The 24,692-nt window shown below is 62.3% G+C and carries 22 protein-coding genes, 1 tRNA gene and 1 pseudogene; 13 read left to right on the top strand and 11 right to left on the bottom strand.

Annotated elements, in window-relative coordinates; all coding sequences use genetic code 11:
• Positions 1-1,014: 1,014 nt before the first annotated feature.
• The 5 genes from ACXR2W_RS03265 to ACXR2W_RS03245 all read right to left on the bottom strand — a co-directional run bounded on the left by ACXR2W_RS03265 (position 1,015) and on the right by ACXR2W_RS03245 (position 7,289).
• The gene (locus tag ACXR2W_RS03265; RefSeq protein WP_458811906.1) at positions 1,015-2,547 is read right to left on the bottom strand and encodes a sensor histidine kinase; all 1,533 of its coding nucleotides are present in this window, start codon (positions 2,545-2,547) and stop codon (positions 1,015-1,017) included.
• An 8-nt stretch (positions 2,548-2,555) separates the two neighbouring features.
• Positions 2,556-3,257 (bottom strand): response regulator transcription factor, encoded by a 702-nt coding sequence (locus tag ACXR2W_RS03260; RefSeq protein WP_458811903.1) that lies wholly within the window; start codon positions 3,255-3,257, stop codon positions 2,556-2,558.
• 69 nt (positions 3,258-3,326) lie between these two features.
• Complete coding sequence (locus ACXR2W_RS03255) at positions 3,327-5,021, bottom strand: DNA repair helicase XPB (protein WP_458811902.1); 1,695 nt, start codon at positions 5,019-5,021, stop codon at positions 3,327-3,329.
• An 11-nt stretch (positions 5,022-5,032) separates the two neighbouring features.
• Positions 5,033-6,961 (bottom strand): helicase-associated domain-containing protein, encoded by a 1,929-nt coding sequence (locus ACXR2W_RS03250; RefSeq protein ID WP_458811900.1) that lies wholly within the window; start codon positions 6,959-6,961, stop codon positions 5,033-5,035.
• Positions 6,962-6,965: 4 nt separating this feature from the next.
• Positions 6,966-7,289 (bottom strand): hypothetical protein, encoded by a 324-nt coding sequence (locus tag ACXR2W_RS03245; RefSeq protein WP_458811897.1) that lies wholly within the window; start codon positions 7,287-7,289, stop codon positions 6,966-6,968.
• 134 nt (positions 7,290-7,423) lie between these two features.
• On the opposite strand from ACXR2W_RS03245, the gene ACXR2W_RS03240 reads away from it, so the two are divergent.
• Together ACXR2W_RS03240 and ACXR2W_RS03235 are read left to right on the top strand one after the other, a co-directional pair.
• The gene (locus tag ACXR2W_RS03240) at positions 7,424-7,813 is read left to right on the top strand and encodes a cold-shock protein (protein WP_458811894.1); all 390 of its coding nucleotides are present in this window, start codon (positions 7,424-7,426) and stop codon (positions 7,811-7,813) included.
• Between the two features lie 25 nt (positions 7,814-7,838).
• Positions 7,839-8,462 (top strand): DUF3027 domain-containing protein, encoded by a 624-nt coding sequence (locus tag ACXR2W_RS03235; RefSeq protein WP_458811891.1) that lies wholly within the window; start codon positions 7,839-7,841, stop codon positions 8,460-8,462.
• A gap of 121 nt (positions 8,463-8,583) precedes the next feature.
• Here the strand turns inward: ACXR2W_RS03235 and serC are convergent, their stop codons facing one another.
• On the bottom strand, positions 8,584-9,696 hold the full coding sequence (serC, locus tag ACXR2W_RS03230; protein WP_458811888.1) for a phosphoserine transaminase: 1,113 nt from the start codon (positions 9,694-9,696) through the stop codon (positions 8,584-8,586).
• Between the two features lie 104 nt (positions 9,697-9,800).
• Here serC and ACXR2W_RS03225 point away from each other — a divergent pair, with 104 nt between their 5' ends.
• The 7 genes and pseudogenes from ACXR2W_RS03225 to ACXR2W_RS03195 all read left to right on the top strand — a co-directional run bounded on the left by ACXR2W_RS03225 (position 9,801) and on the right by ACXR2W_RS03195 (position 17,182).
• Entirely contained in the window at positions 9,801-10,493 is a 693-nt protein-coding gene (locus tag ACXR2W_RS03225) for an iron-dependent transcriptional repressor DtxR (RefSeq protein ID WP_458811885.1), read from the top strand.
• A 103-nt stretch (positions 10,494-10,596) separates the two neighbouring features.
• Positions 10,597-11,949, top strand: coding sequence for an NADP-specific glutamate dehydrogenase (gene gdhA / locus ACXR2W_RS03220; protein ID WP_458811882.1), 1,353 nt, complete (start codon positions 10,597-10,599; stop codon positions 11,947-11,949).
• A gap of 184 nt (positions 11,950-12,133) precedes the next feature.
• A complete protein-coding gene (locus ACXR2W_RS03215) occupies positions 12,134-12,844 on the top strand; it encodes an NlpC/P60 family protein (RefSeq protein ID WP_458811879.1) in 711 nt (236 codons plus the stop codon).
• Between the two features lie 122 nt (positions 12,845-12,966).
• On the top strand, positions 12,967-13,554 hold the full coding sequence (locus tag ACXR2W_RS03210) for a hypothetical protein (protein WP_458811876.1): 588 nt from the start codon (positions 12,967-12,969) through the stop codon (positions 13,552-13,554).
• Positions 13,555-13,669: 115 nt separating this feature from the next.
• Positions 13,670-13,742: transfer RNA gene (locus tag ACXR2W_RS03205), tRNA-Arg, on the top strand.
• Positions 13,743-14,088: 346 nt separating this feature from the next.
• Positions 14,089-15,521, top strand: a pseudogene (locus ACXR2W_RS03200) (integrase core domain-containing protein).
• 665 nt (positions 15,522-16,186) lie between these two features.
• A complete protein-coding gene (locus tag ACXR2W_RS03195; protein ID WP_458811870.1) occupies positions 16,187-17,182 on the top strand; it encodes a hypothetical protein in 996 nt (331 codons plus the stop codon).
• A gap of 562 nt (positions 17,183-17,744) precedes the next feature.
• Here ACXR2W_RS03195 and ACXR2W_RS03190 read toward each other — a convergent pair.
• From ACXR2W_RS03190 to ACXR2W_RS03170, 5 genes are all read right to left on the bottom strand, one after another.
• A complete protein-coding gene (locus tag ACXR2W_RS03190; protein ID WP_458811867.1) occupies positions 17,745-18,047 on the bottom strand; it encodes a hypothetical protein in 303 nt (100 codons plus the stop codon).
• The gene (locus ACXR2W_RS03185; protein WP_458811864.1) at positions 18,044-18,655 is read right to left on the bottom strand and encodes a hypothetical protein; all 612 of its coding nucleotides are present in this window, start codon (positions 18,653-18,655) and stop codon (positions 18,044-18,046) included. The genes ACXR2W_RS03190 and ACXR2W_RS03185 overlap by 4 nt, the downstream gene beginning before the upstream one ends.
• Positions 18,656-19,306: 651 nt before the next feature.
• Entirely contained in the window at positions 19,307-20,224 is a 918-nt protein-coding gene (locus ACXR2W_RS03180) for a type II toxin-antitoxin system HipA family toxin (protein WP_458812200.1), read from the bottom strand.
• Between the two features lie 449 nt (positions 20,225-20,673).
• The gene (locus tag ACXR2W_RS03175; protein WP_458812197.1) at positions 20,674-20,901 is read right to left on the bottom strand and encodes a helix-turn-helix domain-containing protein; all 228 of its coding nucleotides are present in this window, start codon (positions 20,899-20,901) and stop codon (positions 20,674-20,676) included.
• A gap of 188 nt (positions 20,902-21,089) precedes the next feature.
• On the bottom strand, positions 21,090-21,701 hold the full coding sequence (locus ACXR2W_RS03170; RefSeq protein ID WP_458811861.1) for a hypothetical protein: 612 nt from the start codon (positions 21,699-21,701) through the stop codon (positions 21,090-21,092).
• Positions 21,702-21,763: 62 nt separating this feature from the next.
• Here ACXR2W_RS03170 and ACXR2W_RS03165 point away from each other — a divergent pair, with 62 nt between their 5' ends.
• The 4 genes from ACXR2W_RS03165 (at position 21,764) to ACXR2W_RS03150 (ending at position 24,692) form a co-directional block, all read left to right on the top strand.
• Positions 21,764-22,576, top strand: a complete 813-nt coding sequence (locus tag ACXR2W_RS03165; protein ID WP_458811858.1) for a CYTH domain-containing protein — start codon at positions 21,764-21,766, stop codon at positions 22,574-22,576.
• Positions 22,573-22,791 carry an HPP family protein gene (locus ACXR2W_RS03160; protein ID WP_458811855.1) on the top strand — a complete coding sequence of 73 codons (219 nt, stop codon included), beginning with the start codon at positions 22,573-22,575 and terminating at the stop codon, positions 22,789-22,791. Before ACXR2W_RS03165 ends, ACXR2W_RS03160 begins: the two co-directional genes overlap by 4 nt.
• Before the next feature lie 108 nt (positions 22,792-22,899).
• Positions 22,900-24,321: an NAD(P)/FAD-dependent oxidoreductase gene (locus ACXR2W_RS03155; RefSeq protein WP_458811851.1), complete on the top strand. Its 1,422-nt coding sequence runs from the start codon at positions 22,900-22,902 to the stop codon at positions 24,319-24,321.
• Positions 24,318-24,692, top strand: a complete 375-nt coding sequence (locus ACXR2W_RS03150) for a cupin domain-containing protein (protein WP_458811848.1) — start codon at positions 24,318-24,320, stop codon at positions 24,690-24,692. Before ACXR2W_RS03155 ends, ACXR2W_RS03150 begins: the two co-directional genes overlap by 4 nt.

Raw genomic sequence — 24,692 nt, 5'->3', positions numbered from 1 at the left:
CGCAGCTCTCCGGTCGCGTCGGCTGCGCCGCCGCTCCTGCCAGCCCCAGCCAAGCAGCCGCCCCAGCCCCCTCGCCCCGCGGGTTGCTCAGCACGGGCTACCGGTGGGTGTGCGCCGTCAATTTGCAGTACGAGCCAGTCTTCCACCAAGAAGTCGACGTGGTGCCCGAGGATCCACGCCTGCGGAATTACCTTCAGACGGAGTGCCCGCAGTCGACGCAGCACAAAACTTTCGAGCCCCGAGTCAGAGAAGACCGAACACTCGTTGGCGAGCTGCAAGGCTGCACCGTGCAAAGGTAGCTGCAGCAGTGTTTCACGTGACACCAGCTCCCGCCGCAGTGCCGACTCCCAGACTGCAAATGCTTCTTCATACGGTTGACAATGTGCCACATAGTTGAGTGCATTTTCGAGTGAGTCGACGAGTGCGAATGGTTCACGTCGCACAAGCGGAACTCTCCAGTGCGTGACCGCGCCCACTCTGCCGTGGTGCGCGCTCGCAGACCTTGCGGCGACGTGGTATCCAGTCCTGTGAGTCGACCAGAGTTTTAGTCGCTGCACCAGTGTCATGCAGGTGAGAACCACCCTGTGCTGAGCGGCGAATATGAGTTGTGGGTCTGCGTGCGGTAACGCGAGCCATCCGCGGTGGGGCCGTATGAGTCGTTGCTCAGCTATGAGCTGCGCCTGCTTATATCGACTTACGCCGAGTTCTTTGAGCTTTTCTGCGCGCATCACCCCGCCCGCCTGCTTCAGATGCTGGTAATAGTTCATGCCAACAGCATGGCTTGCGCGCGCAGCTAATAGGGCGCTGAGTCTATGTATGTGGATAACTCGCGCGATCTGGTGATAATGGCGCCCTGTGAGCGGCGGGAACTCGAAAGGGACTTGTGCTCACACAGGAGATCAGCACTCGTGCAGGATCAAAACCCAGTTTTGATCCTGCACGAGTGCTGATCTCCTGCACGAGTGCAAACACTCGGTAGGGCGCGGACGCGCGGGCGCCCAGGCGCGCGGGTGGCTATCGCGGGCGCCGCACGGGCACAGTGTCGTCCGTGTCGTCCGTGTCGTCCGTGTCGTCCGTGTCGTCCGTGTCGGGCTCGCTTGGAGCTCCCGGCAGGTCGACCCTAAATGTCGCGCCACCGCCCGGCGTCTCATGAATACTGACGATGCCTCGGTGCGCGTCGACAATCGACTTGACGATTGCGAGGCCGAGGCCAGAGCCGCCGGTCTCGCGGTTGCGCGATGTGTCGGCCCGCCAGAAGCGACCAAAAATCTTCTCGCGAATCTGCGCGGGCACACCCTCACCGTGATCGATGATCTCGAACCGCGCATACTGCCTGCCGTCGGGGTCTGGCAGCAAAGCTGACACGGCGATCTCGATGGGACTGCCGTCGGGCGTGTGTCGCATCGCGTTACCGATCAGATTGGTCATCAACTGTCGTACCTTGTGCTCATCGCCGACCACCGCAGGGGCCTGCGGGTCTTCGATGACAGACACGACGCGATCCGGCGCTTGAGCACGCGCATCGAGCGCAGCATCGCTCGCGAGTTTATTGAGCGGCAGCGCCGCGAGTTCGAGCGGCCGACGCTCGTCGAGACGGGCGAGAGCCAGCAGATCCTCGACGAGCGAGGTCATGCGGATCGCTTCTTTCTCGATGCGCTCCATAGCCTGTCCCACCTGCTCGCGGTCTTGTAGCGCGCCCATACGGTACAGCTCAGCGTAGCCGCGCACCGACACGAGCGGAGTGCGTAGTTCGTGGCTGGCGTCGCCGATGAAGCGGCGCATCTGCTCGATCGTGTGGGCGCGGTCTTCGAGCGATCCGTCGAGACGATCGAGCATCGCGTTGAGCGACTCGCCGAGATGCCCCACCTCGGTGTGCGGGCTCGCCACCATGATGCGCTTGGAATAGTCACCGCGCGAAATCTCGAGAGCCGTCTGCTCAACCTCGGCGAGCGGCAAGAAGGTGGTCGTCACGAGCAGCCTGGTGAGCGCGGCACCCAGCAAGATCACCGCGATGCCAAAGCAAGTGAAGATGATCACGTACTGCGCCACCATCAGGTTAATGGGGGCGGTCGACACCGCTATGAGTAGCGTGCCGCTTGGTCGGTCGCCGACGTTCACGGGCGTAGCGACCGCCCGCCAGTCGGTGCCGTCGGCGGCGACCAAACCAAACAGCGCGTCGGGCTTATCGATCACCGTTTTTAGCGTGATGCTCGGTACGACGGGGGTGCTCGCATTGTGCACCCCCTGCGTGTTGTCGTACTGCAGCGCGCCGTCGGCATCGAGCACCGCGACATAGTATGCCTGGCTCGCGTACAGCACGTCGTTGCGCGACAGGTCTTTCGGGTTGGCGCCCGTAGCGAGCGCGGGGACCGGGTCGTTTCGCAGCTTCGACAGCGTGCTCTCTTGATTCGAGATGAGCATCGGTCGCAGCACCGACAGGGTGCCGACGCCCGCCACGATCAAACCGAGAAACAGAATGAAGACCGTGACACCCGTGATCTTCGCACGCAGCGAGACGTCGGCAAAGCGGTCGCCGAAGCGCGACATGAAACCCGTTACTTCGCTTCGGTCTTGAGCATGTAGCCGAAGCCGCGCTTCGTCTGAATCAGCGACTCTTCGGTCAGCGGGTCAAGCTTGCGGCGCAGGTACGAGATGTACGATTCGACGATGCCGGCGTCGCCGTTGAAGTCGTACTCCCACACGTGGTCGAGAATCTGAGCCTTCGAGAGCACGCGGTTCGCGTTCTGCATCAGGTAGCGCAGCAGCTTAAACTCGGTGGGCGAGAGCTCGACAGAAGCGCCCTCGACGTTGACCTCGTGGGTGTCTTGATCCATCGTGATCGGGCCGATTGACAAGACCGAGTCTTCGTCTTCTTGGATCGTGCGGCGCAGCACAGCCTTGATGCGGGCAATAATCTCGTCAAGGCTGAACGGCTTGGTGACGTAATCGTCGCCACCCACGGTGAGCCCCTCGATCTTGTCTTCCGTGTCGTCTTTCGCGGTGAGGAAGATGATGGGTGCGGTGTAGCCGGCCGAACGCAGCCGTTTGGTCACGCTGAAGCCGTTCATGTCGGGCAGCATGACATCGAGCACGATCAGATCGGGCTCTTCTTCGAGTACTGCAGAGATGGTCTGCGCGCCGTTAGCGACGGAGCGCACACCGAACCCAGCGAAGCGAAGGCTCGTTGAGAGCAGCTCGCGGATGCTGGGCTCGTCGTCGACGATAAGAATCCGGGGTCCCTTTGCCTGAGTGTTCATGACACCAGTCTCTGATCGTTTGCTATGAACTGGCTGGGAGTGTGTGGGAAACGGCTAAGGGTGAGCGCTCTACACCTCGTCGGCGTTCAGAATCGTGTAGGCGTACCCCTGCTCGGCCAAGAACCGCTGCCGGTTCTGCGCGAAGTCTTGGTCGACGGTGTCGCGCGCGATGAGCGTGTAGAACGAAGCGGTGAGGCCCTTCGCCTTGGGGCGCAAGAGCCGCCCGAGGCGCTGCGCCTCTTCTTGCCTGGACCCATACGAGCCCGAAATCTGAATGGCGACCGACGCATCGGGCAGGTCGACCGAAAAGTTGGCGACCTTCGACACCACAAGCGTTGTGATCTCGCCCGAGCGAAACGCCTGAAACAGCCGCTCGCGCTCGTCGACGGGGGTTTGCCCGGTGATCAAATCACATGACAGCGCTTCTGCCATCGCCTCGAGCTGGTCGATGTATTGCCCAATCACGAGTACGCTCTCGCCTGGGTGCTTGTCGATGATGCGCTGCGCGAGCCCCTGCTTTTCGGGCGTCGAAGACGCGATCCGGTAGCGATCTTGATCTTCGGCGACCGCGTACTGCATGCGTTCTGCCTCGGGTAGATCGACCCGCACCTCGAAGCACGCGGCGGGGGCGATGAACCCCTGCGCCTCGATGTCTTTCCATGCCGCGTCGTAGCGCTTCGGCCCGATCAGGCTGAACACGTCGCCTTCGCGGCCATCTTCACGCACGAGCGTCGCAGTGAGCCCGAGGCGGCGGCGAGCCTGCAGCTCGGCCGTCAGCTTGAACACGGGGGCGGGTAGCAGGTGCACCTCGTCATAGACGATCACGCCCCAGTCTTGGGCAGACAAGAGCGAGAGATGCACGTACTCGCCCTTTCGCTTGCTGGTGAGGATCTGGTAGGTGGCGATGGTGACGGGTTTCACCTCTTTTACCTGCCCTGAGTACTCGCCAATCTCGTCTTCCGTGAGTGATGTGCGGCGCACCAGCTCGTCGCGCCACTGCCTGGCCGACACCGCGTTCGTGACCAGGATCAGCGTCTTCGCGCCGACGGCGGCCATCGATGCCGCGCCCACGATTGTCTTGCCCGCGCCACACGGCAACACGACGACGCCCGAGCCGCCACGATGAAAAGCGGCGGCAGCTTTTGCCTGGTAGTCACGCAGCTTCCAGCCGCCCGGTTCGTCGCTCTGGGCGAGCTCGATCGGGTATGGCTCGCCGGGCGTATAACCCGCGAGATCTTCGGCGGGCCAGCCGCGCGCCACGAGCTGCTGCTTCAGCTCACCGCGCGCCCACGGCTCGATCGGGTAGGTCTGGTCATCGAGCTTATTGCCCAGGAGCGGCGCAATCTTCTTTGCGCTCGTCACCTCACGCAGAATCGCGGGGTCGTCGCACCGCAGCACGAGCAGCGGCGGCTCACCCTCACCCAGGAGCGGCTGCGCCGAAGGATCATCGGCGCCACCGTCCAAGCGCTCGATGGTGAGCCGACCGTAGCGCCGCATCGTGTCGCCAATCTCGCTCGCGACGCCGCTGGGCACCGGAAACTTTGCGTACTGGTTGAGTGTTGCCAGGATCTCGTCGGCTGTGTGTCCTGCGGCGCGCGCGTTCCACAGCCCAAGCCGGGTGACGCGGTAGGTGTGAATGTGTTCGGGCGCGCGCTCAAGCTCGGCAAACACGGCGAGCGCGTGCCGCGCGTCCTCCGCGTCGGGGTGCGCCACCTCCAACAGCACGGTGTGGTCGCTTTGCACGATGAGAGGCCCAAGAGTCATAACGACCTAGTTTACGCGCTGTCGACTGCCACAATCATGGACACGGGCAGCGTGCGCTCCACGCCTGCCCCAACATCGGTTGCCCGCAGCCGCCCGTCGGTGAGCGCGACGGGCGTGAGCGTGAACGTGCGCCGCTGCCCGCGAGCCTCGGCCGTGACGCGCACGGCCGCCCGATCTCGAATGGCGAGCTCGAGCCTGCGCGTAAACGCGGCCGCCGCGGGCTCGGTGTGCGCGGCCGCAAACACGCGCTCGATCATGGCCTCGATGGGCCCGGGCTCTGCGTCTGCCGCGGCTGCACCTGCGGCGGCATGATCCGGATCATGGCCCGACAGGGCTGGACCCTCGTGCGCTGGGTCAGGGGCGTCGCTCGCGAGCGACGCGTGATATCGGGCCTCGTTGAACGCCGAGACGACGTGTTCGGGGCGCAGCCTGGAAAACAGCACAACGGTGCTGGTGGCACCGTCAGTGTCGGCGCCGTTAGTGTCGGCCCGGCGTTCCACGGTGTTGGGGGAGCGTGTGAGCTGCAGGTGCTGCAGCTGCCGGTCGACGAGCACCGTTTCTGCGAGTGCCTGCTGCGCCACGCGAATGCGACTGCGACCGGCATCGCCCGAGTGCTCGAACACGACGATGCGACCGACCCGTTCGGCGACGTTGCGCAGCAGATACTCGAGCGGCTGCGGCACGCCCGTGAGCGACAGCCGGGCAAACATGTCTGCGGCGCCTTCGGGGGTGACCCCGCGCTCGAACGCGGTTGCGAGCGACGCCTCGGTCACGCGCCGCATCGAAGCGGGCCCAATCTGCTCGGGTCGCGTGAGTTCGGCGAGCTGGCTTTCAGCCGCCGGATCGAGCGGGCCCGGCGCGAGCACCGTGAGATCGGGTTGTAGGTAGACGCCAGCGGCGGCGGCAGGGAGCAACGCGGCCGCGTCTGCCGGGGTGATGGGTTCGTGGGCGCGAATGCGCTGCGCGATCGGGGTGAGCTTGCCGGTGACGGTGAGGCCTAGGTCTTCGGCGTCGAGCACATACTGTCTGGCAGTGGCCAGGTCTGCCGCGGGCAACAGCGGAAACTCGTCGCCGAGTCGCGCACCCGCTCCCCCGAGATCGGCGCCTGTGGCAGCGCCGTCGGCGCCGTCGGCACGGTTGGCGGCACTGCTGGCGGCGCTGGCGGCGCTGAGTCTGCCGACGCGGTCGAGACTGTCGCATAGCGGGCGGGGCATCTCAGCAAGAAACGAGCGAGCGAGCATCAACCAGCGGTTTGGATGCGGTGAAGCGAGCCAGTCGCCAGCCGCTGCGGCGGGCACCAGGCGCGAACCTGCGGCGACCGTGAGGTGCGCGTAGTCGAGCTGGCGCAGCACGAGCACCGCGGCGGACTGCGCGATCGCAGCGCGATCTGCAAGTTCTCGGGCGGCGGCCACCCCCACGCTTCCGCTGCGGTTGAGGCGCAGCCCGTCGCGGCCGATGACGCGCAGACACTCGGCCACCTCGCCCACGAGCGTGAGTGCAGGGGTGAACCACGAAGCCGCGGGTGCCTCGCCTGGCTCGCATGGCTCGAGAGCGAGCGTGTCACGGCCGACCGCGACATCAACATCGAGCTCGAGCGAAACATTGACCTCGGCGAGTGCGGCGCGCAGCGCGTCGTCTACCTCGGGCAGCGCGATGGGGTGGTCGTGCGACGTATCTGCCCCCACGAGGCCGAGTGCGCGCAGCCGCTCGGTGATCCGGGGCGAAAAGAGCCAGTCGCGAGCTGCCAGCACCCGCAGCGTGGCACGGTCGAGCGGTGCGAGCGCTCGCGCGATCGATTCAGGCCGCAGCAGCTCAGTCGCGAGCCCAATCGGGTCGGCGACCCCGCTTGCGGCGAGGGGGCGGCGCGCCTGCACGAGGCGTGCGAGGCCCTCGCGGTCGTTGGCCGCGATCGCCGAGGCCAGTGCTAGCGTGCCGCTCACGGGGTTATCCGCGAGATTTGCGCTTGGGGTTGCCGCTGCGCTTGTTCGAGTTCTTGCCGCGCGACTGCGTCTCTTCAGCGAACTCGCGCTTGCGTCGGCGCTGCGCCACGATGAGCAGGGCGACGAGCAGCACGAACCCAACGGGCAGTGCGTAGATCGAGACGCCGTAGACGATGGGCAGCCAGCCCTCAGCCATCGCTTCGCGGTTATTCAGCCCAATAATGAGCGTCACGAAGTACGAAAGCAGTGCGGCGCCGATGATGCTGAGCGAAGCGATCGCGAGGATGCGCTCGACAAGTGACGGGGTACCGGAATCTGAGGTGGACATCTTCACCATTTTATCTGGCCGGGGTCGCCAGGTGGGCGCCGCGGGTGCAGCCTCGGGCGGTAGACTTGCGTGGATACGCGGGCGCGGCCCGCTCATCAGTGTGTGCGGGGTGACCCCGCGAGAAAGGGCGAGGCATGCCAAACGGCAAGGTCAGGTTCTATGACGAAGAGCGTGGCTTCGGGTTCATTCAGGGCGACGACGGCGCGCAGGTGTACCTGCACGCCTCGGTGATTCCCGACGGCGCCGAGGTGCAGCAGGGCACGCGCCTCGAGTACAGCGTTGCCGACGGCCGCAAGGGCCCCCAGGCGCTGTCGGTGCGAGTGCTCGACACCCCACGGCTGCCCGCCCGCAACCGTAACCGCAACCGCAAGTCGGCCGACGAGATGGCCGTGATCGTCGAAGACCTCGTCAAGCTCCTTGACGGTCTCGGCGGCCGGCTCAAGGGCGGGCAATACCCCGAGCGCGCTCAGGGGCGCACCGTCGCGGCGCTGCTGCGCCGCGTCGCCGACGACTTCGATGCGTAACTCCCTAATGAAAGGCGGGCAAGACGTGACTGCTGCTGATGTAGTGCCGGATCCGGAGCTGCTCGCGGCTCGCGCTGTAGCGCGTCGCGCGCTCGAGGAGATCACTGATGCGCGCTCGATCGGCGCTGAATCGGGCCACGAGGTGCACGAGGAGCGTCTCGTGACGCTGTTTTTTGAGTGCAGGCTCGAGGGGTACCCGGGGTGGCGTTGGGCGGCGACGCTCACGCGAGTGGACAGCGACGCAGAGGTGAACGTGCTCGAGGTTGAACTGCTGCCCGGTGAGGGTGCCGTGATTGCGCCCGAGTGGGTGCCGTGGTCTGAGCGCCTGGCGCAGTTTCGTAGGGCGCAGGCCCTGCAAGCTAGTGAGGACGCAGCCGAAGACGCCGCGAGCGAGGCGGCTGAGGCCGAGGCCGCCGCTTCTGAGCTGAGCGAAGAAGACGACGCCGAAGACGACCTGCTCGACAACGACTTCAGTGACTTCGACGACGAGCTTGACGGTGTCGACATCGATGATGATGATGATGATGATGACGAAGACGACTTTGACGATGAGTCTGATGATGATTCTGACGAAGACGATTCAGACGATGATGCAGATGCAGATGCAGATGCAGATGCAGATGGCGACGTTGACGAAGAAGACGAGTAGCGATAACTTGTCACCCTGCGCGGCCACCCGTTCTTGTCATCCTGCGCGAGCGTAGCGAGTCGCAGGATCCAACGAGTAAGGCCTGGGGCATGTGCCCCAGGCCTTACTCGATTTCGATCGCTTAGACGAGGCGCTCGAGCACGTAGTCGATGCACGCGGTCAGCTGGCGCACGTCGGCCGGCTCGATCGCGGTGAACGTGGCCACGCGCAGCTGGTTGCGGCCGAGCTTGCGGTACGGCTCGGTGTCCACGACGCCGTTTGCGCGCAGCACCTTGGCGATCGCGGCAGCGTCGACGGAATCGTCAAAGTCGATGGTGACGACGACCTGCGAGCGGTGATCCGGGTTCGACACGAAGGGCGTGGCCACCGTGGTTGCTTCGGCCCAGTCGTACAGCACCTTCGACGATTCGGCCGTGCGTGCCGCGGCCCACGACAGGCCACCCTGCTCGTTGATCCAGCGCACCTGCTCGTCCATGAGCGCGAGCGTAGCGAGGGCCGGGGTGTTGAGCGTCTGGTGCTTGCGCGAGTTCTCGATGGCGCCCTGCAGGTTGAGCGTTTCGGGAATGTAGCGGCCCGAAGCGGTGACGCGCTCGATGCGCTCGATCGCGGCGGGCGACACGAGGGCGAACCACAGGCCGCCGTCTGAAGCGAAGTTCTTCTGCGGCGAGAAGTAGTAGACGTCGGTTTCGGCCGCGTCGAAGTCGATGCCGCCCGCGCCGCTCGTTGCATCGACGACGGTGAGCGCGTCACCCGCGACGCGCTTGACCTCGGTCATCACGCCGGTCGAGGTCTCATTGTGGGGGTAGGCGTAGACGTCAATGCCGTCGACAGCCAGGGTCTCTGAGCGTGAACCGGCGGGGGCCTCGCGCACATCGGGATCCTGCAGGAACGGGGCCTGCTTCGCGGCCTTCGCGAACTTTGCGCCGAACTCGCCGAAGGTGAGGTGCTGGCTGCGAGTCTCGATCAGCGAGTGCACTGCCGAGTCCCAGAACGTCGTAGCTCCTCCGTTGGCGAGCAGAATCTCGTAGCCCTCGGGTGCGCGAAACAGTTCGGCGAGGCCGTTCTGCACGCTTGCGACGAGGTTCTTCACGGGAGCCTGGCGATGCGAAGTTCCGAGCACCTCGGGCTGCAGGGTCGAGAGGAAATCGAGCTGTGCGCTGCGAACCTTCGAGGGGCCGCAGCCAAAGCGACCGTCGGCGGGCAGAAGATGGGCGGGAATAGTGATGTCGGCCATACGCACGATTCTAGCGGCGCGTTTGGAGCGCAATTGCGCGCCGGTGACGCGAGCGGGGGTCAATATGCCGTAGGCTGGGGCAGGATACAGCGGAGAGGACAGTGATGGCGGATCTTATCGATACGACGGAAATGTACCTTCGCACTATCCTCGAGCTCGAGGAAGAGGGGATCGTGCCGCTACGCGCACGCATTTCTGAGCGTCTCGGTCACTCTGGCCCCACCGTCTCGCAGACGGTCGCGCGCATGGAGCGTGACGGCCTCGTGGTTGTCACCGATGACCGCAGGCTCGAGCTCACGGTAGACGGGCGCGAGAAGTCGGTGCGCGTGATGCGCAAACACCGCCTCGCAGAGCGGCTGCTCGCCGACGTCATTGGGCTCGAATGGCCCTACGTGCATGAAGAGGCATGCCGCTGGGAGCATGTGATGAGCGAGCGGGTCGAACGCAAACTGCTCGCGATCCTCGATCACCCCACCGAGTCGCCCTACGGCAACCCGATCCCCGGTCTCGAAGAGCTCGGTGAGACGCGCGCCGGATCATTCCAAACGGGCGTCGTGGGCTTAGGCGAGCTGCTTCTCGAAGCCGACCGCACTTCAGCCGCGCGCATTAAGCGCCTGGCCGAGCCAGCTCAGGTTGATCCGGAGCTGCTGCAGGAGCTTGCCGCCGCTGGCGTCGTTCCTGGCAACCAAGCTTCCTTCACTCGTCGCGGCGACATCGTGCGCGTCGAGGTCGAAGGAATGAGTGACGCGATCGATCTTCCCATGGAGATCGCCGCTCACATATTTGTCTCGCTGTAGAGACGCCGCTCGTGTGCGGCTTGCCCGCGCGCGGGCACAGCAATGAGGTGCTGGCTCAAATTGGGCTGCCCGCAACGGAGTTGATAAACACAAGGAGTCAAAGTTGTCCCTTCTATCCCCTGAAGCACACATCCGTGCAGTAACGGAGACCGTAGAGGCGCGCAGCAACGGCGAGCCCGAGTTTTTGCAGTCGGTGCACGAGGTCCTTGAATCGCTATCTCCGGTATTGGCCGAGCACCCCGAGTTCATTACGGGTGGCGTGCTCGAGCGGCTCGTGGAGCCTGAGCGCCAGCTGATCTTTCGTGTGCCGTGGATCGATGACCAGAACCGGGTGCGCGTCAACCGTGGGTTTCGCGTGCAGTTCAACTCGGCACTTGGTCCGTACAAGGGTGGGCTGCGGTTTCATCCGAGTGTGAACCTGTCGGTCATCAAGTTCTTGGGGTTCGAGCAGATCTTCAAGAACGCGCTCACTTCGCAGCGCATTGGCGGCGGCAAGGGTGGTGCAGACTTTAACCCGGCGGGCAAGAGCGACGCGGAGGTGATGCGGTTCTGCCAGAGCTTCATGATGGAGCTCGTGCACCACATCGGTGAAGACACCGATATTCCCGCTGGCGACATTGGCGTGGGCGGCCGCGAGATTGGTTATCTCTTTGGCCAGTACCGCCGCAGCACGCAGCGTTACGAGTCGGGTGTACTCACCGGTAAGGGCGTGGGCTGGGGTGGCGCCGAGGTTCGCACCGAGGCCACCGGTTACGGTGCGGTGTTTTTCGCCGAAGAGATGCTGCTGCGCGTGGGCGAGGCGATCGAGGGGCGCCGAGCCGTGGTCTCGGGCTCTGGCAATGTCGCGACGTATGCGATCGAAAAGATTCAGCAGTTGGGTGGTCTCGCGATCACCGCGTCTGACTCGAGCGGCTACGTCGTAGACGAGGCCGGTATCGATCTTGAGCTTCTGAAGCAGGTCAAGGGCGTCGAACGTGCCCGTATTGAGGAGTACGCGAACCGGCGTGCGAGCGCGCGATTTGTCGCGGGCGGGTCTGTCTGGGATGTGCCCTGCGATCTCGCGTTTCCCTGTGCGACGCAGAACGAGCTGCACGAGGCCGACGCACGCACCCTCATTAAGAACGGTGTGCGCGCTGTCACCGAGGGCGCAAACATGCCCACGACTCCCGAGGCTGCGCTGCTGCTGCAAGACGCGGGCGTGCTGTTTGGCCCGGGTAAGGCAGCGAACGCGGGCGGCGTCGCAACATCGGCGCTCGAGATGAGCCAGAATGCGGCGCGCTCACGGTGGGATCGTGACACGAGCGAGAACCGACTGCACAAGATTATGCGCGACGTGCACGAGGCCACCTATGCGGCTTCTGCCCGGTATGGGCGGCCGGGTGACTATGTGCTGGGAGCCAACTCGGCGGCGTTCGTGCGGGTCGCGCAGGCCATGCTCGAGCAGGGTGTCATCTAGTTCGAGGTCGAGAGAACCGGCAATCAATTTCACCCGTGATTGCTTGGTTCTTCAAGCCCTCGTGAATGATTTGTGACCCTAGCGTGACATTCCCGTTATCTTCAGTTACCCTTGAACGGTCGCGATCCCTCGTGGTCGCACCCCAATAGAGAACGTACGCAAATGAAGTTAGGCAGTTATTCTCGTGAGTTTTAACCACAGCACCGACCTCGTGGTGTCAGACGACACCCCCAAGCAGGCGAGCTTCAAGATGAAGCGCGCAGCACAGATGGCCGGCGCGGCAGTTCTGAGCTTTGGTCTCGTTGGCACGTTTAGCATTCCCGCTTACGCGACCGCACCCGAGGTGCAGGGCATGCCCGATGGATTTGCCAACGTGCAGACGCTCGAGACGGTTGACGCCGACTCCGCACCCCTCGCACTTGACGCACCCGAGGGTGTCGTCGACTCGGCGATCCTCGAGCAGGAGCGTATTGAGGCTGAGGCCAAGAAGGCTGAAGAAGAAGCAGCGGCAGCCGCTGCAGCAGCGAAGAAGAACTCTGAGTTCTCTGGCAAGGATGTTCCCGCAGGCGTGGGTGCTCAGGGCATCGTTACGGCAGCGCTCGCGCAGCTCGGCGATATCCAGGACTGCACCGCGCTGGTTGAGCGCGCACTGCGTGCTGTGGGCATCCCTGCGGGTGACCTCGGCACCCAGGTGGGCGAGTACACCGGGCTGGGCGGCACCCTCGTCACGAGCGGTGACTACGCACCGGGCGACGTGCTCATCTGGTCGGGCCGCCACGTGGCAGTTTACATCGGCAACGGCCAGGCCGTTCACGGTGGGTACGGTGGCAACCAGACGGTCGTCGCTGGTGCATTCATTGACGGCTCGCCCGACGGCGTCGTACGCTTCGGCTAACACGTACTCGGGTTCGCCCGAAACACACTAACTTCACGCGAGTGGGCGGGGCTTCGGCTCCGCCCATTTGTGGTTGTACGGGTCGTGCCGTCGTAACAGGCGCTCACTGTTAGGGTGATTTTATGGAGCCGGATTTCGAACTGACAGATGTGCCACCGGAGTCGAACCGGTCTACCGCGGGCAAACTGCTGACGATTCTGGCGATCAGCGTCGCTGTGCCGCTCGTGCTGGCTGGCGCGGGGGTGTGGGCCTGGACCAGCTTCGTGTTTCCTGCCTCCGACAGGGGCACCTGTCTCGCCTCTGACCCCGCCTTCTGCATCAGCCTCTCTGCGTCGACGGTTGAAGAGATTGGGTCCGTTGTGCTGCCTGACGGCGCAGAGGTGATCGGATCGGGGTCTGAAACGGGACTGCAGAGTGGACGGGCATGGGCGCTCGTCAGGCTCCCCGCAAAGGAAGACCTCGAGCTCGGCGCGGGTTATGTTGACGTCAATGCTATGAATGAAGTCCCCACGTTTGGAAGCGGGGATTCCTTTCTCGAGGCAAAGGGCTTCACAGTGTTGAACTCCGTCTCTATGAAGGACGACGGCCCCAAGAGTTATCGCAAGGTCTACCTCGGGTTGAATGCGGCAGGGGAGCGGCTCGCCTACATCTTGCGGTGGCAGGAGTATCCCGGCGGCCTGTTCGAACCCGACCCGGTCGCCGCGGAGTGATGCATGCTTCATGAGACGATACGCGAGTGCCGACACGACGCGTCGCTCAGGTGCGGTACCTCACGCGCGGTTTGCGATAGACTCTCACGGTGGCGAAGCTGAACTGCTCGCCCACGCCTTGGTAGCTCAGTGGATAGAGCGCTTCTCTCCTAAAGAAGATGTCGGAGGTTCGATTCCTCTCCAGGGCACTTAGCTTTAAGGCCGTAACTTCCGCATAATCATGCGGAGGTTACGGCCTTATTTTGCTTCTTGGGTGTCCGTGACAACAGATTTGACAACAATTGATGCATCAGTTGTTGCATCAATTGCGTTCTTGTTTAGCCGAGTCATTCGGTAGCGCCTGTGGGTGCACCCGGTGTGTAACCTCGCAACATCGTGGACACCAAACCTCACGACTTCATGGACACCGAATCTCACGACTTCGTATGCCATGTCTCAAAACATCGTGGACACACGATCTCATGACATGGTGGACACCATGTCTCAACACATCGTGCACAATTTTGACAGCACGGTTCTGCCACGGTCATGGACATGTCAAACGCTCTTTCGCCTCGTATACGTGCCAGCATCATTAATTTTGACCCCACCCAACCAGACGCTCTCTCCGTCCAAGGATTCTGCAAGTCCCTCGGCATCTCCCGTAGCGCGTTCTACAAGATCCGGGCACGTGCCACAGAGGAGTCCGCCGCCCTCCATCCCAAATCGCGCGCACCAAAGCATCCCGCCCGTAAGTTCGGGAAAGAAGTCATCAACGAGCTCGTGCGCCTGCGCCGGCAACTCCGCAACGACGGATGGGATTATGGCCCCCGTTCGATCTACTACGAAGCCACCCAACATGAGCACTTCCCCGGAGGCAAGGTCCCATCGATCGCTTCAATCGCGCGGCTTTTGGCAAGTGTCGGCCAAGTGGACGCGTCACCTAAAGAACGACCCAGGTCCTCATACGTGCCCTTCGCGCGGTCAACAGTCATGGCGTTGTGGCAGCTTGACGCGTTCGAGTATCGACTCTCCGACATGACGGTGGTAACGATCTATCAGCTCTTGGACGACGCGACCCGTTTCGACGTTGGAACGGATGCATATCAACGGCCTGAAAACAGTGCCGACGCGAAACATCTCCTCACTCAAGCGATTACCCGTTACGGAGCACCACAAGAGCTGCTCTCAGACAATTCGTCCGCGTTTAACCAGCTGCGTCAAGGCCGCATCGGCGCCGTTGAAGTGTACCTCGCGTCGCAAGGAACCATGCCGATTACAGGACTTCCAGGCAGACCCACGACGCAGGGGAAGAACGAACGCTCGCACCAGACTTTGATGAAGTTCTTAGACGCGCAGCCCCTGGCCACCCTTGAGCAGTTGAAACGACGTATTGCAAAGTTTCGCGAGCACTACAACTATCGACGGCCACACCAAGCTCTCAAAGATGCGACCCCGGGAACCGCGTGGGAGCTTCTCGAGCACACTCCTGCGGAGGAGCCTATTCCTCTGTCAGTGCTTGAAGCGCGTGCTGCCGAATATCAAAACAAACGTCGTTTGCGACAGCAGGGGCACCTGCGGGCAGACCTGATAGTCATGAAAGATGGCACTACTGCTGGTGTGGCAGCCGGCATTGCCTGTGCTGATCAGGGCGCGAACGAGGCCATTGTAGGAATCACGAGAGACAACCATCAAGTGTATTTTCATGGGCTGCATGTGAAACTCCCCGCAAAGTACGGTGGACGCGAGTTCTACCGCACGATCACTGCTGATGAGTTTATTCTGGCGGATCCGCGGACAGGGGAAGTGGTGTTCTCGTTTCCGTTGCCGTTGACGGCGTTGCGAGTGCGGGGCCGATATGTGAACTCGTACGCCATTCGTGGGTGTTCCTGGCAGAGCCCGGCGCGCATTGGCAACGCAAGCAGGAAGAGAGTCAGACATTGTTTGAACAGCGTGGCGACGACGCTGAAGAGCTATTCGTCAGGTAAATGCTTCGATGGGGGCGGGTGCTGGTAGCTGTGTACGAAGTCGTGAGATTCGGTGTCCATGAAGTCGTGAGGTTTGGTGTCCACGATGTTGCGACGTTACACACCCGATAGGTGGACTAGCTGTTTAGCCGACTTGTTCGGTAGCGCCTGTGGGGGTACCCGGTAGCGTGCGTGGGTGCACCCGGTAGCGCTCCGGCGGTCATGTCTGAGAGTGGCCATCAACCGTGACCGATTAGGGTCTTGGCGGGTGGAAGGATCTACACGTATGGCCGACTACCAACATGATGCGTCACTCAGCCAGCAACGTCCCTATCGACAGGTCGAAGCGATCACACACTGCTCGCGTCGCGCGATCGCCATTGGTGACCTCGCAATTCGTTCCTGTGGACTGGGATAAGTCCCTCCACGACGCCGTCATCGCAGAATCCGCTATCAACTGGATCGTCTCGAACACGGGAGTCGTGCAGTCGAACGGCCTGAACGTGCGCCGCCACCGAGCCGATATCAGCGGGCCAACCTAGCGCGGGCCGGCAACGCGGGCGCGTGACCGCTACCGGGCACTCCCACGTCTGCTACCGGGTCAACCCACCGGGTCAACCCACAGGCGCTACCAAAAGGGACGGCTAAACACTAGCGCTACGGGATACGGCTATTCGCCAATCCGGTTGCAGGACGAGTACCGGAAACTCGCTGGTGTTTTTGAGGAGGGCGGCGCTTCACTTGACATTACGACTGAGGCAGGCAGCAACACGGTGAAAGCGCTCCTCGATGTGGCATCGGCGGCGAATCAGTCTGCTGGGGCGACGATGCTGATGACGGGTGATCAGGAGGCTGCGAACGCGATTCTTGATGAGGGCCGGCAGCGGGTGATTGATATGCGGGTTGCGTTGGGTGAGGATCCTGGCGTGGCTGCGGCGTGGGCTGACGGGCTGGTGTCGTCGTCGGCTGAAGTGGAGCAGGCGATGCAGCAGGTCGCGGCGGCGGTGGATGGGATTGCGCCGGAGAAGATTGTGCAGGTCGATGCTGAGACTGCTGACGCGCTCAAAGATATTGACGGCGTGAATGTGGTGAAGATCGATGACAAAACTGCGTACGTGTACGGCGACAACAAGGACGCGAACGCGAAGATCGATGAGATCGTGGTGAAGCATATGCCGGGTAAGTCGACGGCGATCACCGCGAATGACAAGAGTTTCTGGGATTCGTGGTTCGCGATCCAGAACGCTCAGATGCGTGACAAGGTGGTGAACATTGTGAAGAATGTGACGGAGACGTTCTCGAGTCTGGGCACGCCGAAGTCTGCGGACGGGAACCTATTCACCTTCGCAAATGGTGGCGGTCTTGATACCGGCATTTATGCGGGCGGTCCACCGATCACGCGTTTTGCTGAGCCTGAGACTCAGTGGGAAGCGTTCATCTCGGGTAAGCCGGATCAGCGTGACCGTAACCGGCAGATCTGGGCCGAGACCGGCAACCGTCTGGATGCGTTTTCGGGACTCGAGTCCCGTATCGCGGAGATCGTGGTTAATCAGGGAATGCCGTCAACGCTGGTGGTGCGGGACGTGAATGAACGGCTGATTGGCACGATGGCTGTCGTAGCTGATCGAAAGATTGATCAGTTCGTGGAGCAGCAGGCGTCGGAGCATCGTCGCAGTTGGTAAACAGTATTGCCCCTCTCTGGTTTCGGCCAGAGAGGGGCAATACGGGTTTCTATGCAGCTATGCCGATAGCGGCTCTAAAGTGTTAGTTTGAGGCCAAAGGGATTCATGGGCGTCGAAACCGGAAGTAAACTTCTCAAAGAGCTCCTGCCGTGGCACTGAATCCGGAGAGCGCGGCTGCCTCACTGATGTCCACCATTGTGCAGTGGCTGACGGGGCCACAAAAACGAACATTGAGGACCACGGACCTACCGAAGAGGTCACCTGACTCTTCCTCCATTCCGATCCGACGTAGCTATGCGCTAGCGACCTTGTAAGAAGGTGAGACTTTGCGCAGGACGTTGATTCGGTGCTATCGGCTAAGAGAACGGTGAGGGCGAGCGCGGAATTCACCATTTCCTGTAAAGCCTCCGCCAGTTCTGTTTCCTGCTTCCGCTCCCGAATGCGGGCCGCCACGGCAGAACCAAGTGCGAGCAGAACAATGACTAGTCCCGCGACAATTACCACCACTTCAGAAATAATAATCATCACGAAACCTCCTCCTGGGCCTCAGGATATCCTAGATTCATTTGCGTGTGTTGTGACGCACTTCATCAAGCTTTTCATTCATTGAAGCTGTCGTCTTCTCGATCGAGATGAGTGATTTGTCGAGCAAACTGTGTACGGAGTCAAGAGCCGTCTTGGTGGTGGTGACAGACTCACGGGCAATCTCGTTCAATGTCTGATCTGATGGAAAGAGCTTCTTGATCAGGGGAGGTCCAGCGACCATGATCACCGCAGTCAAGAAAGATACGACCGCTGCGATAACCGGGAGTGCTGAACCCGAAGAACCTGATTCGGATGTAGCTTCTTGTAAGAACCAGATCAATGTTCCTCCAGGTTCAGAACTGAAATATCATTACCACCACATTCAAACTTGGCAACTGAGGCAGACAATTCTGCAATTTCTTCAGAAAGCTGTCGCAGCTCCGTGGGCGTAATCTGGAAATTGATTGTATGCCCTCCTGAAGCGACTTGATCGTCAAACCCGAACCGTGCGGACACTAAGGGAAGGACAGCTGCGTGCTCTGCCTTGGAGTCAATAACGCGAAGATCTATTGCAAATTTAAAGAATCTGAGGAGAGGGGAAATTGCGTCTCGCCCTTCGATGGCCTCTAGCTTGAGCATTTGTGCTGAAGCGTCACGTAGGAGGGATCGAATACGGGACGTCTTAAGGTCATCAATTTCAGCTTTTGATTGGATGTCCTGAAGCACTTTATCAACGCCGTCTCGAATGCCGGCATCGTACAGCAAATGTAAAGATCGGACCCGTAAATCGAGCTTGGATTCCACAGCATCCAAGTTCTGCTGTGTATGCATGTACTCACTTAAAACCGTTGAGCAAATGACTTCAAACTCGGCAGCGGGTAGCTCTAAGGTCTCCAGGAGCGTCTCTAGATAAGATTCCACATCCAAATAAGGGGCGAGGCGAGTCATATGGTCAGCCTAGTCGAGTTCTACTACTTTTAAATGGGCTATTTAGCTGCCAAATGATGGATGAAGTGGGAACCCTAGGAGCGACAATTGATCGGGCGAGAACTCCCATCATCACCGCGCCATCAAATCATGGGTGATCTCACAAACTCGATCCGGAGCTCGTGCGCGTTTACTTCAAATTGTGACCCTAGGAAACTCCACTTCTTCGCATTTGCTGCATTCCCACCAAGCTTCCCACCAGAAGAGTGTTCCTTGTCGGCATTTGGGGCAGGAGCCGTTGGTGATGAGCTCGGGATCGTCTTTGATCATGTGGTGACCATATCGTTGGGTCCAACAAGATGATGACAATTGGCCAAGGGGGGTGCGGTTCACACGCCCCCATCCCGCATTTCAGGTGCGAGCTGCACATGTGTAACACGTGTCCAGGTCCACCCAGCATGATCTGACAACAAATCTGACAACAATCGCCCCGAAAACGTGCAGAATGAACCAATCCCCAGTAATCCAAAAGGGTTGAGACGAAGCCACATTTATAGATGCTGACCAGGTGGTTTAGCTCCGAGGAGGTTCGATTCCTCTCCAGGGCACTTACTTATTGGGGTATCGTGCCGCCCGCACGCTGCCGGGTAGGTGCCGCCACAGATGCAAAGCCTACGGCGATTCCGCGTCCCGATTGTTATCGACTTTCGTGTAACGGCCATGTTTGTCACGCACCTGTCCATCGCCAGTGCTCTGAGCTGTAGCGGCGGCTGACTTCTCAACGAGTTCTTGAGCCGCAGCGATACGGTCCGCCCCAAAAACGATGTCAAACAGATCTAGCTCCCGATCGGTCGCGCCAAGCTCACTTGCGTATCTAGGTATGCGGGTTGCTGCGTCGGCCGCCTTAGCAATAGCTTCATAGGCTTGATCGATGGTTATTGCGTAGCGGTCTCGATCAGCGATGAGGAGCCGCAGATCGCGGTCGTGAGGGTCGTCCTCCCAGTTAATGGGAGTGCCCTCGAGCTCGCCTGGGTGCGGGTTCACATCGAAAGCAGGGGAAGCAGCCCAGTCGGCGCTTGTGCGGAGAAAACCATGGTTGCGGGCGTGGTCGTCGGCATTATTGACCAGGACGGTAAAAGCGACGCGTCGAAAGAGCTCGGCTCCAAGCTTTACTTTGTTCTCTGAGACAGCGAGTGCTTCAGATGCAAGTTGAGCGTAGGTGAAATCTGTTGCATCAGAGAGTTGCAAAAGGCCGGCGGCGCTTCGGTACCCGATGCGCCAGCCGTTCTCGTCCCGGTCAAATCGCTCCAGCAACGAAACACCATCAGAGCCACCTTGGCCGGGCACATACTTCATTCGGGCCACGTTGATCCCTGCGTGTGCTGCGGCTCGCGAGGTCGCTACCTCCCAGCGTGCGACATCCCACCTGTCGTCTCGGCTGGGCAACTTCGCTAAAGCTAGGCGACCTGAGTCAAGCCTCACTGTGAACTTTGGTCGAGCTCCGCCCGCGCCGGTGCCGGTCGGGAGCAAACGGAGAGCTTGCTCGTCGAGTTCCTCTTCGGTTTCGACTCGTCCTGTCACCGTAGCCATCCATGGGAGGAAATCTGTATCGACGATATTTGCTGCTTGTTCCGCTGGTGATCCTGGGCGTGAGAAGCGTAGCGCACCCTGCCTGGTCTCATCAGGAATTCGCAGAAGTATGTCGAGGTCGGTGAGTCGGCGCGGGCGCCGGCCCTCCTTGCGCGCGGTGCGGCGCTCGGCAGACTCAATCAGCCTGGTGCCCCACCGGTCTGGCTGCACATCACGAAACGCGAAGAAAGTGTTGAGGTGTACCGCGGGGACATGTAACGCTGTATCGAGTGGAAGGTCAGGGGATAGTGCGTACCGGAGCGGGTCAGCAAGGTAGGACTGTGAGTAACGAAACGTCATAACCGGCTGACGGCGCGGCTTAATGAGGAGCTGTTCAATGCAACCAGCATTTACCTGCCTCCCGTCAGGCAGCTGCACCTCTACCTCAACCCGCTCAGATTCGGTGGCGTTCATGAACGGTGCCCGTCAAGGAACGCGGCAAGCCGTGCTCGACCCTGGGCCGACTGCAGCGGGTCAGCGCCCGTGACGACAGGGTCAAGCAGGCCGACAGCGCGGAGAATCTCGAGAGCCGCAGCGAACCCAATGTTCTCTCCCCGCTCAAATTTCCGTAGCGTGGTCAAACTCACGCCAGCGCGAGCTGCTGTGCGTTTCGCGGTTAGGCTGTTGAGCTTCCGCATCGTGGTGACGTGTTCACCCACTGTCTCCATTGCACGTTGTACGGGCGCAGAGGGAACCACCATAATCACTTCCCTTCAGAACTACCAGAATAGTAACACTTTTGCGTTAAAGCTGACAGATTGCTGGCACCTTTGCGATGGATCTTGCTGCATCGTGAACCGTGTCACGAGCTCGATCGGCTGAGGCATTAGTCGCGTGAGAACGGTGGATGCACGAGCAGATCGACGCGCTCCGTGAGAAACGCAGCGAGGGTTTGTGCCCCGGCGAGCGGGGCGCCCGCGCGCCAGCGCACTCGCACCTCGCCGTCGGCCAAGCCGATTGGCAACTCGCTGTCTGCACCGGCGCTGTCTGCATCGACGCGGCCCGCAACGGCACGATCCGGATCAAGATCAGGGGTGAGCGCGTTAGTGGGCGCGCCCGCGGCCGTCATGAGCGGCACCGCATCGAAGCTCACGGGGGAGCCGACTGCGTAGCCGCCGCGCAGTGCGGCGGCCGCGATCTCGCGGCGCTCCTCGCGTGACTCCGACTGAAAGCTGGGGCGGCCCCGCTCGGCCGCGCGTGTGGAGTGGCCGTGCGCGTAGAGCGCGCCGTCGTCGCCCAGCAGCAGCGTGCCGAGACGCCAAGCCTCGCCGAGTGGCTGCATCGTCGCTTTGCGGCGCCACAGAAATGTGCCGCGCTCGGGCACGTACTCGGCGAGCGCCTCGGGCGCGATGCTAGCTTCACGCAGCGCCTCAGCGGCCGCGGCGCACGCGAGCGCGGCACGCTGCCACGCCTCGCGCGTCTGTTCGTCACTCGCCATGGGGCAAGTTTATCGCGCGCGATGCCCCGCGCCCCGGCGAGCGCGGCCCATAAACTGGGGGCATGAGCATACACGAGGCGGCAAGCACCGGCGCGGCAGGCACGGACGCGGCAAGCACCGGCGCGGCACGCAACGACGGCGCCGAATCCATCGAGGTCGAGCGCAAGTATGAGGTGCCTGAGCACGCGGTCATGCCGCGGGCCGAGGCCTATGCGGCGCTCGGGCTCACGCTCGATGCGCCCGAGACACACGAGCTGCGGGCCACCTATTTTGACACTCCGGATCGCGCCCTCGCCCGCGCCGGCATAGCCGTGCGCGAGCGCAGCGGTGGGCACGACGCAGGGTGGCACGTGAAACAACGGCTCTCGGGTGGCGTGCGGGAGGTCGCCTGGCCACCCGCGCCCGAGGCGCCCGAGGCGCTGATCGCGAAACTGCACGAGCTGCTGGCGGGTAACACGGGTGAAGCGGGTGCAGCGGTCGCTGGCCCTGTGGTCGCGACGCTGCAGCTCGAACCGCTTGCGCAGATGCGCACCACCCGAGTGACGACGCTCGTGCGGCAGGCGGGTAGGCCGGTGATCGAGCTCGCAGACGACCGTGTGCTCGGCATCGATCATACGGCTGGCGGGGCGCGCAGAGCCTGGCGCGAGTGGGAGGCCGAGCTGGTGCTGGGGGAGGACCCTGCGGTGCTTGCCCTGGTGGAACCGCTGCTGCTCGCAGCCGGGGCGGTGCCGTCGCTCAGTTTCGCGAAGATCGCTCGGGCCTCGGGGCAGCTCGTGGCGGTCGCCAAGCAGCGCGGTGCGAGCCCGGCGCAGATCAGTGCGCTCGAGGCACTCGACGCCGATGATCAGGCGCGGGCGCGTACCCTTGAAGTATGACGCGCAGCCCCAAGAACAACAAGCCCAAGCAGCCTGGCAGTAAGGGCGATGAGCCGTCGCCCGAAGCGAAGCGCAAGCAGATGTTTGTGGGAATCGGCATGGGGTTGGCGATGGGCCTCGTGCTCAGTCTGCTCACTCAGTTCTGGCTGTGGCTTCCCGCCGGCCTCGCAATGGGGCTTGCGACGGGTGCGATCATGAAGCCACCCGCCGAGTAGCGGCGCACACGCGCCACAAAATGTCAATGTCACTTGCGTTGACATTGGCATTTACAGATCGTCCGAGGTGTGCAATGATCGTGAGTGGACATCGACGACGAGGACTCCATGAAACCCACCATTTTTGAAACGAACCGCCCCGCAGCCAAGATCGTTGAAGACGCGCTCGCAGGCACAAAGCTCGGCTGCTTTTGGATCGACGACGTCGCGGGTACAGCCGCGCGCTACCCCGTACTCGCTCACGACGCCCGCGTCGATGACGTGGTCGTCGGCGGCGGATACGCGGGCCTGTGGACCGCGATCAAGCTCAAGACCGAGCACCCCGACCGTCGGGTGATGCTGCTCGAAGCCGTGCAGGTGGGCTGGGCGGCCTCGGGCCGCAACGGCGGGTTCTGCGAGGCGAGCATCACACACGGCGAACCCAACGCCGAGTCGCGCTGGCCTAACGAAACCGGCACCCTGCGCCGCCTGGGCTACGAGAACCTCGACGCGATGGAGAAGTTCTTCACCGACAACAACTTTGATGTTGACTTCGAGCGCACCGGCCAGCTGTCGGTTGCGAACGCGCCGCACCAGGTCGGCTGGCTCGGTGAAAGCGACGACCCCACCGTCGAGGTGCTCGATCAGGCTGAAGTGCAGGGCCGCATCAACTCGCCCACGTTCTTAGGCGGCGAGTTCGCCCCCCGCGAGAACGCCAACCTGCACCCCGCAAAGCTCGCCGCAGAGCTTGCGCGCCACGCCGCCGAAATCGGCGTCGAGATTCACGAGGGCACCCCGGTACAGCGGCTTGACGGCTCGGCAGATACCCCAATGCAGCTCACCACAACAGGCGGTACGGTCACGGCCGAACGCGTCGCGCTGTGCACCAACGTGTTTCCGTCTCTGTTGAAGCGCTACCGGTTTCACACGGTGCCCGTCTATGACTACGTACTCATGACCGAACCGCTCACAGCTGAACAGCTCGCAGCGATCGGCTGGGACGGCCGCGAGGGCCTCGCCGACATGGCTAACCAGTTTCACTACTCGCGCCTCACCGCCGACAACCGCATTCTGTGGGGCGGCTACGACGCGGTCTACTTCTCGGGCGGCAAGATCAAACGCGAATACGAAGACCGCATGGAGAGCCATCGCAAGCTCGCGAGCCACTTCTTCACCACTTTCCCGCAGCTAGCGGGCGTCAAGTTCAGCCACCGCTGGGCGGGCGTCATCGACACGTCGACGCGGTTTTGCGCGTTCTTCGGCCAGGCTCACGGCGGCCGCGTGCAGTATGTCTCGGGCTTCACCGGCCTGGGGGTGGGCGCGACCCATTTCGCGGCCGACGTGCTCGTTGACCGCTTCGAGGGCCGCGTCACCGAGCGCACCGAGCTCGAAATGGTCAAGCAAGTGCCACTACCCTTCCCGCCCGAGCCCGCCGCCGCCATCGGCATCAACCTCACCCGCTGGTCGCTCGATCGCGCCGACCACAACGACGGCAAACGCAACGTGCTACTTAAAACGCTCGACGCGCTCGGCCTGGGGTTCGACTCGTGAGCGCGGCTGAGCTGCTGCCCGAGGGCCGTAACCACGCGGTCAGCGCGCTGACGGCGGGCGTCGCCTTCGAGGCGGTGCCCGAGGCCGACACCGTTGCGGGCGATCCGCAGCAGGGCGTCACCGAGCTCGGGACCGTAGCGGGCGCCGAGCTTGGCATCTGGGAGCTGCGCGCGGGCGTCGTCACCGACACCGAGGTCGACGAACTCTTCGTCGTACTCTCGGGCGAGGCCACCATCGAGATCCTGTCGGGCGCAGAAGCGGGCCGCGAGATCACGGTGCGCGCGGGGGACGTGATGCGCCTCGTCGGCGGCACGCGCACGCGCTGGAACGTGCGCGAGCACATCCGCAAAATCTATATCGCGGCCGAGTAA

The sequence above is a fragment of the Leucobacter faecis genome (assembly GCF_054456695.2).
The sequence above is the reverse complement of the archived record's forward strand: the minus strand, read 5'-3'. Positions and strand labels throughout refer to the sequence as shown.